Here is a 12,688-nt window from a genome sequence, read left to right on the forward strand (position 1 = left end):
AGTTTGTGTGCTAGTCTTCACAAAAGCGCGCGCGATTTCAGTTTCTGTTAGATCGCCCCACTTACCCGCCCGTCTATCGTTCAAAGCTATCAGAGAAATCACTGTAAACAGCATAAATGATCTTGATAATCATTCTCATTTTGATAGGATTAAACATAGCAAAGGCTATATTTCAGAGGCAGAAATGACAAACAGTCGCGTAGAGGGTAGCAGTGGCAGAGCCGCGCGCAAGTTGCGGTTCGCATTAATGGGACCTGCGTTCATCGCTGCCATTGGCTATATCGATCCAGGTAACTTTGCGACCAATATTCAGGCCGGGGCCAGCTTCGGCTATAAGCTGCTGTGGGTGGTCGTCTGGGCAAACCTGATGGCGATGCTGATTCAGATGCTCTCCGCAAAGCTGGGGATTGCCACAGGTAAAAACCTGGCAGAGCAAATTCGCGACCATTATCCGCGTCCGGCCGTCTGGCTCTATTGGGTTCAGGCGGAAATCATAGCCATGGCCACTGACCTCGCTGAATTTATTGGCGCAGCGATCGGGTTTAAACTGATTCTGGGCGTGTCGCTGTTGCAGGGGGCGGTACTGACCGGGATTGCCACTTTCCTGATCCTGATGCTGCAGCGTCGAGGTCAAAAGCCGCTGGAGAAGGTTATCGGCGGTCTGCTGCTGTTTGTCGCGGCGGCCTATATCGTGGAGCTGATTTTCTCACAGCCGAATCTGGTGCAGCTCGGTAAAGGTATGGCAATCCCAAGCCTGCCAACCTCGGAAGCGGTGTTCCTGGCTGCCGGGGTATTGGGGGCGACTATCATGCCGCATGTGATTTACCTGCACTCCTCGCTGACTCAGCATCTCCACGGTGGGACGCGCAAAGAGCGTTACTCCGCCACCAAATGGGACGTGGCGATTGCCATGACCATCGCGGGGTTTGTCAATCTGGCGATGATGGCTACCGCTGCCGCCGCTTTCCACTTTAACGGCCACACCGGTATTGCCGATCTCGACCAGGCTTATCTCACGCTGGAGCCCTTACTGAGCCATGCTGCCGCCACGATATTTGGTCTCAGCCTGGTGGCTGCCGGTCTCTCTTCTACGGTGGTGGGCACGCTGGCAGGCCAGGTGGTGATGCAGGGGTTTGTCCGCTTCCATATTCCGCTGTGGGTTCGTCGCTCCGTCACCATGCTACCGTCATTTATCGTGATCCTGATGGGGCTCGATCCTACGCGAATTCTGGTCATGAGCCAGGTGCTGCTGAGTTTTGGTATCGCGCTGGCGCTGGTGCCGCTGCTGATCTTTACCAGCAACAAAAACCTGATGGGCGAACTGGTCAACTCGACCCTGGTGAAACGGACCGGGTGGGCCATCGTGGTGGTGGTAGTGGCGCTGAACCTGTGGCTGCTGGTTGGCACCGCGTTGGGTCTCTAAAAGAAAAAGGAGCCGGGAGGCTCCTTTTTGCATTAATGGTGACCGTGGCCATGACCGTGGCCGCGTCCTTTCCCGCCGCGATCCCAGCCGCCGCGACGGTCGTCACGATCGTTCCAGCCTTCGCGGTAGCCGCGCTCATACGCGTTGTCTTTATACCAGCCGCGGTGTCTGCCGTTATCATGTTTCCACCAGCGGTCTCCGCGCCACTCATAGTGACGGTTCCAGTAGTCACGGTCGCGCCAGTAGCCACCGTCCCAGTATCTGCCGTAGTCGTCACGATCGCCAATTTGTAATTTTACTGATGGCAACAGGGTGATTTCGCCCGCATTGGCGATCAGCGGGGCTGAAGCCAGTAATACCGCTGCAAGAATCAGTGACCTGAACATACTCTTTCTCCTTCACGATCGGGGCCCTTGTGGGGCCTGTTAACGCAATATTACGAGTTGGTAAAGCCTCGTTTCATCGCCTCAACTCCGAATTGCTGAATGAGAGCACTTTTTGCTAAAAGTGATTCTATTTTGAGCTGTTCAGGATTGTATCAATACGGACCAGTTCTTCAGCAGTGAAATGGCGGTTTTCCAGCATCCCCACGGCGTCATAAATCTGAGCCGTTTTACTTGCTCCAATCAGCACTGACGTCACGTTCTCATGGCGTAATACCCAGGCCAGCGCCATCTGGGACAACTTCTGACCGCGCTCTTCCGCCATGGCGTTCAGCTTTCTTACCTTCTCCAGCTTCTCTTCGGTGATCTGGTCAGGGTTAAGGAACTGACTGCCGCTTGCCGCGCGTGAGTCTGCCGGAATGCCGTTCAGATAGCGGTTTGTCAATTGTCCACCGGCCAGCGGCGAGAAGGGAATGCAGCCGACCCCTTTTTCCTGCAACACGTTCAGCAGTTCCTCTTCCGGCGCACGTTCAAAAAGAGAGTATTTCGGCTGGTGGATCAGGCAGGGCGTACCGAGATCGTCAAGGATATCAATCGCCTTGCGGGCCAGTTCCGCAGGATAGTTGGATAACCCGACATACAGGGCTTTTCCCTGGCGCACCGCATGGTCAAGCGCTTTCATGGTTTCCAGCAGCGGCGTTTGTGGGTCAGGACGGTGATGATAGAAGATATCCACATACTCCAGCCCCATGCGCTTCAGGCTTTGATCGAGGCTTGCCAGCAGATATTTGCGTGACCCCCAGTCGCCGTAAGGGCCATCCCACATGGTATAACCTGCTTTGGTAGAGACGATCAGCTCGTCTCGCCAGGGCAGGAAATCCTCCTGCAAAATACGGCCGAAATTACGTTCGGCCGATCCCGGCGGCGGGCCATAGTTGTTGGCAAGGTCGAAATGCGTAATGCCCAGATCGAACGCGCGCTGTAAAAGTTGACGGCTGTTTTCGATAAGCGTGGTGTCGCCAAAGTTATGCCACAGCCCAAGCGAGATGGCGGGCAACCTGAGTCCGCTTTGCCCGCAGCGGCGATATTCCATTGTCCGATAACGATTTTTGTCCGGCTGATAACCCATTCTCATGACCTCTGGCGCTGAAGAAAAAATCAGTGTATGCGTTTACATTAACGCGAAAAAAAGCAGCATAGCGCAGCCTTTTTTGTAAAGCATTCTTTCCATGCTCTTCTTATCGCCAATTCTGGACAGTCATCACGCTTATTTAATACTCAAGGTGAGGTCAACATTAGAAGGATACCTGTTCATGCGTACCCCATACTGCGTCGCCGATTACCTGCTGGACCGTCTTACAGATTGTGGAGCCGATCATCTGTTTGGCGTGCCGGGCGACTATAACCTGCAGTTTCTCGACCATGTGATAGACAACCCGGATATCTGTTGGGTGGGCTGTGCCAACGAGTTAAACGCCTCTTATGCCGCGGACGGATACGCCCGATGTAAGGGTTTTGCCGCGCTGCTGACGACATTTGGTGTAGGAGAGTTAAGCGCCATGAACGGCATTGCGGGCAGCTACGCCGAGCACGTTCCGGTGCTGCATATTGTGGGCGCGCCGGGTACGGCGTCACAGCAAAGAGGAGAGTTGCTGCACCATACGCTGGGCGACGGTGAGTTTCGTCATTTTTACCATATGAGCGAACCGATCACCGTTGCACAGGCGATTCTGACCGAACAAAACGCCTGTTACGAGATTGACCGGGTATTGACTACCATGCTCCGGGAGCGTCGTCCCGGCTATCTGATGCTGCCTGCGGATGTGGCAAAAAAAGCCGCCACGCCTCCTGTAAACGCTCTCACTCTCAGGCATGCGCATGCCGATAGCGCCTGCCTGAAAGCGTTTCGGGATGCCGCTGAGAACAAGCTGGCCATGAGCAAGCGTACGGCGCTGCTGGCCGATTTCCTTGTCCTGCGCCACGGCCTGAAGCATGCCCTACAGAAATGGGTCAAGGACGTGCCGATGGCACACGCCACTATGCTGATGGGTAAAGGGATATTTGACGAGCGTCACGCCGGGTTTTACGGCACGTATAGCGGTTCGGCAAGCGCCGGGGCGGTAAAAGAGGCGATTGAAGGGGCAGACACGGTGCTGTGCATCGGGACGCGATTTACCGATACCCTGACCGCCGGCTTCACGCATCAGCTAACCCCGTCACAAACAATTGAAGTTCAGCCTCATGCATCACGCGTTGGTGACGTCTGGTTTACCGGCATCCCCATGCTTCAGGCAATCGAAACGCTGGTGGAGCTGTGTAAACAGCACGTGCACGATGCGCCGGCACCGTCGTCTCAAAGCGCTATGGCCTATCCGCAGCCGGATGGCTCGCTGACGCAGGACAATTTCTGGAAAACGTTGCAGACGTTTATCCGCCCGGGAGACATCATCCTTGCGGATCAGGGCACCTCGGCCTTCGGCGCGATCGACCTTCGTCTTCCGGCTGATGTGAATTTTATCGTCCAGCCGCTGTGGGGATCGATCGGCTACACCCTGGCCGCAGCGTTTGGCGCGCAAACCGCCTGCCCGAACCGGCGCGTGATTGTGCTGACGGGGGATGGCGCGGCGCAGCTCACCATACAGGAGCTTGGCTCGATGCTGCGGGATAAACAACACCCCATCATTCTGGTCCTTAACAACGAAGGATACACGGTGGAAAGGGCGATCCACGGGCCGGAACAGCGATATAACGACATTGCGCTATGGAACTGGACGCAAATCCCGCAGGCTCTGAGCCTTGATCCTCAGGCCCAGTGCTGGCGGGTCAGTGAAGCGGAGCAGCTGGCGGACGTCCTTGAGAAAGTGGCGCACCACGAGCGGCTCTCGCTGATTGAGGTGATGCTGCCGAAAGCGGATATCCCGCCGCTGCTGGGAGCGATCACCAAAGCGCTGGAAGCGCGCAATAGCGCCTGATTACTTGTCGTTTCGCCAGGCCATCATCATCGGTTTGCCCGCCAGCAGGAGCCAGGCGGGCAACATCACGATACAAAGCAGGGGGAAAAGCGTTGAATCCGGTACCACCACCGCAGCCATAAACAGGCTGAGCCACGCGTCGCGCGTGACAACCAGAACCAGCCCCAGAATAGAGCAGGAGACGGTAATGGCCGCAGGCACAGCATCGACGTGTTCGTGCAGCATCAGCCCCAGCGCTACGCCGACAAAGACCACCGGGAAAATGCGTCCACCGCGGAAACCGCAGGCTGCAGCCACCACCAGCGCGGCCAGCTTAATCACGGCAAACAGCAGATAGTCGGAGACGCTAAACACCTGGCTGAAGGCCAGCTGCTGCATCTCGTCCAGACCTTTAAACAGCGTCACCGGCCCGCCGATTACCCCTAAAATACCGAGAATCAAACCGCCGGCCCCCAGAATCAACACCGGGTGTTTGAGCTTATGCATCAGCCTGTGCAGGCGAGGAAGACACCATACCGCCACCATTCCCAGCGCAATGGCGATGGCGACGACGATGGCGCCGCTGAAAATATCCGCTATCTGCATTTGGCCGTAGTGGGGGAGGGAGAGTGAGAAGTGGGGATGGAAAAACAGGCTGGTCGTCAGCGCGCCAGCGGCTGCTGCCATCAGTGGGGCAAACAGCTTATCCCACAGCGGGACGTCGTTATTGCTGCTGAGCGTCTGAGAAAAGATCAGTGCGGCAGCGACGGGCGTGCCGAAAAGCGCCCCGATGGTGCCTGCGGAGGCGAGGATGGTCCAGTCCAGCGCGCCGACGCGGGGCAAAATGCGTGAACCGAGGAAAACCGCCAGGCCAATATTCACCGCCATAATTGGATGCTCCGGCCCCAGGCTGACGCCGCCGGCCAGACCGATAATCAACGCAACGATCAGCCCCGGCAGTGCCGAAGGGGGAACCGGGGCGCCAATCAGCGGTTCCTGCGCCGGATCGGGGCCGGCATGGCCAGGACTGAAGCGGATCGTCAGGCCTACCGCAATACCGGTTAACGTCAGCATCACAACGATCCAGGCTGGAGAATCAGCGGTGACGCCCAGTTTTGTCGGAAGCGCTGTCCATAACATGGCTTGCAGCACCGACGCGACTTTCATCACGACAATGAGCACCAGACTTGAGGCCACGCCAATAATTAGCGCCGGAATTGCCAGCAACAGCATGGTTCTGGCTCGCGGGTGGAGCATGATTATTTCCTTGTACAAAACGGCATTACGTTACTTTGCACATTAAGCTTTATGGCAATAGTGCAAAAGGTGCTGAAACGGTAAAGTTATTCTGTGACGAAGATCGATAATCCATGGGCATTCACCTTATGGCCGTTGTTGTTATCACGCCTTGAATTTACAGTGTCCCAAAGATTTATTCTGACTTTAGCGGAGCAGTAGAAGAATGACAAAGTATGCTTTGGTAGGTGATGTGGGCGGCACGAACGCGCGCCTCGCATTGTGCGATGTTAGTAGCGGTGAGATTTCCCGGGCGAAAACCTATTCCGGGCTGGATTATCCAAGCCTTGAAGCCGTTGTCCGCGTCTATCTGGAAGAGCATCAGGTTAGCGTTGAAGACGGCTGCATCGCGATAGCCTGCCCGATAACCGGCGACTGGGTCGCAATGACCAACCATACCTGGGCATTCTCCATCGCCGAGATGAAAAAAAACCTCGGTTTTTCACATCTTGAAATCATTAATGACTTCACCGCGGTGTCTATGGCGATCCCGATGCTGAAGCCAGAGCATCTGATCCAGTTTGGCGGCGCTGAACCGGTCGAGGGTAAGCCGATTGCGGTTTACGGAGCCGGTACCGGCCTCGGCGTGTCGCATCTTGTGCATGTTGCTCAGCGCTGGGTAAGCCTGCCGGGTGAAGGCGGCCACGTTGACTTTGCGCCTAACAGCGAAGAAGAGGGCATTATCCTCGAAGAGTTACGTGCTGAGATCGGCCATGTCTCCGCCGAGCGCGTTCTTTCAGGTCCGGGGCTGGTGAATCTGTACCGCGCGATTGTGAAATCAGACGGTCGTCAGCCGGAAAACCTGCAGCCAAAAGACGTCACCGAACGCGCGCTGGCGGACAGCTGCATTGACTGTCGTCGTGCCCTGTCGCTGTTTTGCGTGATCATGGGACGTTTCGGCGGCAACCTGGCACTGACTCTGGGCACCTTCGGTGGGGTCTATATCGCGGGCGGGATCGTACCGCGCTTCCTCGACTTCTTTAAAGCCTCGGGCTTCCGCGGCGGGTTTGAAGATAAAGGGCGCTTCAGAAGCTACGTGCAGGACATTCCGGTTTATCTGATCGTGCATGATAACCCTGGTCTGCTGGGCTCGGGTGCTCACCTGCGTCAGGTTCTCGGTCAAATCCTCTGACGTAGAGCCCTCTCCCGCAGGAGAGGGCCTTTTCTTTACAGGTGCATCAGCTGACGAAACTCTTTCACCTTGCTGCGGCTTACCGGCACCTGAAAATCCAGATCTTTCAGACGCAAAATGTAGGTGTTGTTAAACCAAGGTTCGATCTCGCGGATCTTATTTAAATTTACGCAAAACGACCGGTGGCAGCGGAAAAAGTGGGCAGCCGGGAGCTTGCTGCAGAATTCGGTAATGTTCATCGCCATCACGTACGATTCCCGCCGGGTATAGACAAACGTCATCTTTTCGTGCGCTTCGGCGTAGTAGATATCGTTGACCGGGGTCACGATGATGCGCTCGTCTTTGACCAGATTTATGGTGTCGTTTTCGCGTACCGTCGGGCTGGCGGGGGCGGTTTGCTGCTGCCAGGCGGCCTCCAGCTTTTGCAGCATGCTGACAATCCGCGACTCCTGATAAGGCTTAAGAATATAGTCAAAAGCCTCCAGCTCGAAGGCCTCTACGGCGTGCTCTTTCCAGGCGGTAACGAAAACGATAAATGGCTTATGGGCAAACTGATTGATGTTTTGCGCCAGCAATACGCCATCCAGCGACGGGATATTGATATCCAGGAAAATGGCGTCTACCCGGTTATGCTGCAAAAATTTCAGCACGTCCAGACCATCATCAAACGTACCCACAATCTCCATCTGGCTGTGGGTTTTGATAAGCCAGGTGAGCTCCTGCTGAGCCAGGAATTCATCTTCTACGATGATAACTTTCATGGGTTACTCCACCTGGGGCAATAGTGATGTCGTCGTATGCGCGCGAGAGCGCTCATTCGGGACGTAAAAAGCAATTTCGGTGCCCGGCTCAAGACGTTGAATATGCAGCCCGTCGCCGTAAAGCAGCTTGACCCGGTGGTGCACGTTCAGCAGACCGATTTTATTCCCCGGCATCTCGTTAGACTCCACGCGCTCAATGACTTTTGGATCAATCCCGTGGCCGGTATCGCGCACGGCAATCCGCACCCGGTTGCCGCTTTCGGTAACGCTGATGGTGACGACGCCTTTGCCTTTACAGGGCTGAATACCGTGAACAATTGCGTTTTCGACCAGCGGCTGGATAAGCAGGCTTGGGATCACGCAGTTGACCTCTTCATCAATATCGTAAATGACCGTGAGCTTGTCGCCAAAGCGGGCCTGCTCAATCGCGATGTAGTCCTTGATCTGATAAAGCTCTTTTTTGATGTCGATCTGCTCGTCATCTTTCAGTTCGATGTTGTAGCGCAGATAGCGCGACAGGTTAAAAATCAGCTGGCGCGCGGTGTCCGGATTTAGGCGAATGGACGAGGAGATAGCGTTCAGCGCGTTAAACAGGAAATGGGGATTGATTTTACTCTGCAGCGCGCGCAGTTCTGCCTTATTTGCCATCTCGCGCAGCTGTTCCGCCCGCGAAACCTCAAGCTGGGTGGAGATAATCTGCGACAGGCCGATGGCCATCTCCTGCAGCGTTGAGGTGATCTGATGCGCGTGGCAGTAATAAATTTTCAGCGTGCCCGTCACGACGCCTTTCTCCCACAGCGGGATGACCAGCATCGAGTGAATTTCCGGCGTTCGGTGGGCTTCATCATTGTTTTTAATAATGATTTTACCGTAGTTAATCGCCTGTCTGGTGGTCGGGCTTATGGTGTCATCGTTGTCGCGATAGTTGTGCTCCCCGACGCCAACGTAGGCCAGCACGTGATCAATATTGGTGATGGCGACGGCGTCAGCGTGGATGTCGTGGCGAATGATCTCGCAGACCTGACGCAACGATTCCGCGTTCACGTGGCGGAAAAGCGGCAGCGTTTTGTTGGCGATATCCAGCGCCAGCTTGGCCTGACGGGCGGCACTGGCCTCTTTTTCCCCTTCAACGCTTTGCACCAGCAGCACGATAAAACCGATGCACACGCTGCCCAGGATCATCGGAATACCGATTTTCGATACGATATCCAGCCCCAGCGCGGTGGTGGGAGCCCAGACGACGACAAGGATCATGGTCAGCGTTTCGCACACCATGCCGGCGACGATCCCGGCGCGCCAGCGCTGTTTTTTCGGTATTTTGCGGCTGATCCAGCCGGAAAGCACCCCGGCGATAATGCTGGTGATAAAGCACGGCACCGCCGTTACGCCACCGATATCAATCAGGTAGCGGTGCGTCCCGGCAATCAGGCCGGTGATGACGCCGACCCACGGACCAAACAAAATTCCGCCGGACATGACGGCGATAATGCGCACGTTTACCAGCGAACCCTCTACCGGCACGCCTGACCAGGTGCTGAACAGGGCGAACAGCGAAAAGATGGCGGTAACGGCCAGCAGCTCTTTTGGCGAGTGGGCCGATTTGTGCAACAGCTCGCGAAACAGGCGAATGCGAATCAGGAAGAACAGGCAAATCAGCATTAATGCCGCACGATCAAAAACCGCCAGCAGCATAGTGAATATTTCGTGCACGAGTAGACCTGGGAAAACGGGAAAGAACCATGATAAAAAACCTGGCGCGTATTGACCAGCTATCCGTCAGGTTTATCAAATGAGGAAAAACCATAATTTACAAAGGGGATTATCTGGCGATGACCGAGGCGTCCTGTTTTTTTCTGAACGGCGCATCATCAGGTAACTGGTTTGATATCATCCTGTTAAATAACAGCTATCAGACAGCCGATCCCGAAACAGGGGCTTCCGCTTTTAGGCGCAGCCGGGTTCCGGTTTTTAGTCGAGCGCTTTTTTTTCATTTCCCTCTCGACAGCATGATTTTTTTCAGGTTATTTTCTAAACATGCCACATCGGTGGCAGCGTCGCTCGGACGGTCCGGGCGCTAACGTTAATCTGAGGAATCTATGGCTGAATTCAGTCCTGAACGCCGTTTTACGCGTATCGATCGTCTCCCCCCTTATGTTTTCAATATCACTGCTGAACTGAAAATGGCTGCGCGTCGGCGTGGCGAAGATATTATCGATTTCAGCATGGGTAACCCAGATGGCCCAACGCCACCGCATATCGTTGAAAAGCTCTGCACGGTTGCCCAGCGCCCGGATACGCACGGCTACTCAACCTCTCGCGGTATTCCCAGGTTACGTCGCGCGATCTCGCGCTGGTATCAGGATCGCTATCAGGTTGATATCGATCCTGAAAGTGAAGCGATTGTCACCATCGGCTCGAAAGAGGGGCTGGCGCACCTGATGCTGGCCACGCTGGATCATGGCGATACGGTTCTGGTACCTAATCCAAGCTACCCGATCCATATCTACGGCGCGGTGATTGCCGGGGCGCAGGTCCGTTCTGTGCCGCTGGTGGAAGGTGTCGATTTCTTTAACGAACTGGAACGTGCGATTCGCGAAAGCTATCCGAAACCTAAGATGATGATCCTCGGTTTCCCGTCGAATCCAACGGCCCAGTGCGTTGAACTCGATTTCTTCGAGAAAGTTGTTGCGCTGGCTAAGCGTTATGACGTGCTGGTGGTTCACGATTTAGCCTATGCAGATATCGTCTATGACGGCTGGAAAGCCCCGTCGATTATGCAGGTCCCGGGCGCGCGTGATGTGGCGGTAGAGTTCTTTACCCTGTCGAAAAGCTACAACATGGCGGGCTGGCGTATTGGCTTTATGGTGGGTAACAAAACGCTGGTGAGTGCCCTGGCGCGCATTAAGAGTTACCACGACTACGGTACCTTCACGCCGCTGCAGGTCGCCGCTATCGCTGCCCTGGAAGGCGACCAGCAGTGTGTCCACGAGATTGCCGCCCAGTATAAGCGCCGCCGCGACGTGCTGGTAAAAGGGTTGCATGAAGCGGGCTGGATGGTGGAAATGCCGAAGGCGTCTATGTACGTCTGGGCAAAAATTCCGGAGCCGTATGCGGCGATGGGATCGCTGGAGTTTGCCAAAAAACTGCTGCAGGATGCGAAGGTGTGTGTGTCGCCGGGCATTGGCTTTGGTGATTATGGCGACACCCATGTGCGATTTGCCCTGATTGAAAACAGCGACCGTATTCGTCAGGCGGTGAGGGGCATCAAGAGCATGTTCCGGGCCGACGGTCTTCTCACCTCAAAGAGCGTCGCTGAACACCCCGCGTCGTCATGACATAAAAAAACAGGAGCCGATGGCTCCTGTTTTTTTGACAGCATGTTCTTCACTAGATCATCAGGGCAAAGGTTCCGGCCCAGACTAAAACAATCACCGAAATGCCCATAAAGAAATATTTCACGTTTCATCGCTCCGCGTATCTTGTGGTACGCATTTAAAAACAGAGTCCACCTGATTATAGAGAACTGAAATCCGGTTAAAACGGAAATGAGAATTTTCCCGTTACGCCGTTAACTCCAGCTCAGAATTCTGTGCTTTCCTGTTGCCAGACGGCGCTAATGTACGCTTAAAAATGAGAGGTGACAAGAGGGATTTTTTTAAATAATTTCCGTCACTTACGTGTGTCGTGGAACGGCGACAGTTTGATTTCACTTCGCAATAAATTCACTTTGGGCGACGCATTGAAAGACAGTTACTCAGCGGGAAGACAGGTCATTGAAAAGGTTAGTTTCTTAGCGAAACTAACCTGATGAAGGGCTAAATATAGAGTGAGGCTTCGCCAAGAGGGCGGGTTTTGAAACGACGGTGCATCCACAGATACTGCTCGGGCGCACGCATGATTTCAGTTTCGATAACTTTATTGATAAACGCCGCGGCTTCGCACTCATTTTCCGGATAGTTAGCCATTTCAGGAGAGATGTGCAGACGATAGCCTGACTTATCTGCTTTTCTCACCATCGTCACGGTCAGCATGGAGGCGCCCGATAAACGAGAAATGACAAAGGTGCCGTTAGTCGTCGCAACATCTTTCACCGCAAAGAAGGGGGCAAAGCTGCTGCCTTTACGTCCATAATCCTGATCGGGCGCAAACCAGACGGCCTCACCTTTCTTCAGGGCACCGACCATGCCGCGCAGGTTATTACGGCTGATCATCGCCTTATTGGAACGCATGCGGCCTCGCGTCTGCACCCACTCCATCAACGCACTGTTGTGCGGTCTGTAGGTCGCCATCATTGGCTGACAAAGCCCCATCACCCGGCCGCCCAGCTCCAGCGACATAAAGTGAACGCCGACGACCATCACGCCGCGTTTTTGCATCTGCGCGCGTTTAAGGTTATCCAGTCCTTCCACGTCAAACCATTTGCGGACACGCTCATCCGGCCAGAACCAGGCCATTCCGGTTTCAAGCAGCGCCATGCCGATAGACTTGAAGTTTTCCGCGATGAGTTTCTCGCGCTCTTCGGCATTGTACTGCGGAAAACAAAGCTCAATATTTTTACGCGCGATCGATTCGCGACGTTTCAGAAAAACGCGGGAAGCGCTGCCCAGTTTTGACCCCAGCAAGCGCAGGACAGGGTATGGAAGTTGAACCAGCAGCCAGAGCACGCCAAGACCAAACCATGTAAACCAGTAACGTGGGTGTAAAAACGCACGCTGAAATTTGGATTGAGACAAAATAGTAGA

12 protein-coding genes are annotated in these 12,688 nt (G+C 54.8%); 5 read left to right on the plus strand and 7 right to left on the minus strand.

All coding sequences use genetic code 11. The features are described 5' to 3' along the window. The first annotated feature begins 184 nt into the window (after window positions 1-184). Window positions 185-1,423 carry an Nramp family divalent metal transporter gene (locus AC1VYI_RS08125; protein WP_023308718.1) on the plus strand — a complete coding sequence of 413 codons (1,239 nt, stop codon included), beginning with the start codon at window positions 185-187 and terminating at the stop codon, window positions 1,421-1,423. 32 nt (window positions 1,424-1,455) lie between these two features. On the opposite strand, the gene AC1VYI_RS08130 is transcribed toward AC1VYI_RS08125, so the two are convergent. Both AC1VYI_RS08130 and mgrA read right to left on the minus strand, forming a co-directional pair. Continuing rightward, a complete protein-coding gene (locus tag AC1VYI_RS08130; protein ID WP_023308717.1) occupies window positions 1,456-1,809 on the minus strand; it encodes a DUF2502 domain-containing protein in 354 nt (117 codons plus the stop codon). Window positions 1,810-1,936: 127 nt separating this feature from the next. After that, window positions 1,937-2,935, minus strand: a complete 999-nt coding sequence (gene mgrA / locus AC1VYI_RS08135; RefSeq protein ID WP_134867300.1) for an L-glyceraldehyde 3-phosphate reductase — start codon at window positions 2,933-2,935, stop codon at window positions 1,937-1,939. A gap of 184 nt (window positions 2,936-3,119) precedes the next feature. Between mgrA and ipdC the strand changes: the two genes are divergently transcribed. Continuing rightward, entirely contained in the window at window positions 3,120-4,778 is a 1,659-nt protein-coding gene (gene ipdC / locus AC1VYI_RS08140) for an indolepyruvate decarboxylase (protein WP_134867301.1), read from the plus strand. On the opposite strand, the gene AC1VYI_RS08145 is transcribed toward ipdC, so the two are convergent. Beyond that, window positions 4,779-6,014: an ion channel protein gene (locus AC1VYI_RS08145; protein WP_059446255.1), complete on the minus strand. Its 1,236-nt coding sequence runs from the start codon at window positions 6,012-6,014 to the stop codon at window positions 4,779-4,781. Window positions 6,015-6,219: 205 nt separating this feature from the next. Here AC1VYI_RS08145 and glk point away from each other — a divergent pair, with 205 nt between their 5' ends. Further along, window positions 6,220-7,185: a glucokinase gene (gene glk, locus AC1VYI_RS08150; protein ID WP_226484147.1), complete on the plus strand. Its 966-nt coding sequence runs from the start codon at window positions 6,220-6,222 to the stop codon at window positions 7,183-7,185. Window positions 7,186-7,220: 35 nt separating this feature from the next. Here the strand turns inward: glk and AC1VYI_RS08155 are convergent, their stop codons facing one another. Further along, entirely contained in the window at window positions 7,221-7,946 is a 726-nt protein-coding gene (locus AC1VYI_RS08155; RefSeq protein WP_023308712.1) for a LytR/AlgR family response regulator transcription factor, read from the minus strand. A 3-nt stretch (window positions 7,947-7,949) separates the two neighbouring features. Further along, the gene (locus tag AC1VYI_RS08160) at window positions 7,950-9,656 is read right to left on the minus strand and encodes a sensor histidine kinase (protein ID WP_023308711.1); all 1,707 of its coding nucleotides are present in this window, start codon (window positions 9,654-9,656) and stop codon (window positions 7,950-7,952) included. A gap of 119 nt (window positions 9,657-9,775) precedes the next feature. On the opposite strand from AC1VYI_RS08160, the gene AC1VYI_RS08165 reads away from it, so the two are divergent. Together AC1VYI_RS08165 and alaC are read left to right on the plus strand one after the other, a co-directional pair. Then, window positions 9,776-10,024 (plus strand): hypothetical protein, encoded by a 249-nt coding sequence (locus AC1VYI_RS08165; protein WP_100245663.1) that lies wholly within the window; start codon window positions 9,776-9,778, stop codon window positions 10,022-10,024. A gap of 18 nt (window positions 10,025-10,042) precedes the next feature. Beyond that, window positions 10,043-11,281, plus strand: a complete 1,239-nt coding sequence (gene alaC, locus AC1VYI_RS08170) for an alanine transaminase (RefSeq protein WP_023308710.1) — start codon at window positions 10,043-10,045, stop codon at window positions 11,279-11,281. Window positions 11,282-11,333: 52 nt separating this feature from the next. On the opposite strand, the gene ypdK is transcribed toward alaC, so the two are convergent. Together ypdK and lpxP are read right to left on the minus strand one after the other, a co-directional pair. Further along, window positions 11,334-11,405, minus strand: coding sequence for a membrane protein YpdK (gene ypdK, locus AC1VYI_RS08175; RefSeq protein ID WP_099458937.1), 72 nt, complete (start codon window positions 11,403-11,405; stop codon window positions 11,334-11,336). Between the two features lie 356 nt (window positions 11,406-11,761). Continuing rightward, window positions 11,762-12,682, minus strand: coding sequence for a kdo(2)-lipid IV(A) palmitoleoyltransferase (gene lpxP, locus AC1VYI_RS08180; RefSeq protein ID WP_024907634.1), 921 nt, complete (start codon window positions 12,680-12,682; stop codon window positions 11,762-11,764). Window positions 12,683-12,688: the final 6 nt, after the last annotated feature.

Source organism: Enterobacter sp. QK-SA4, assembly GCF_056856775.1.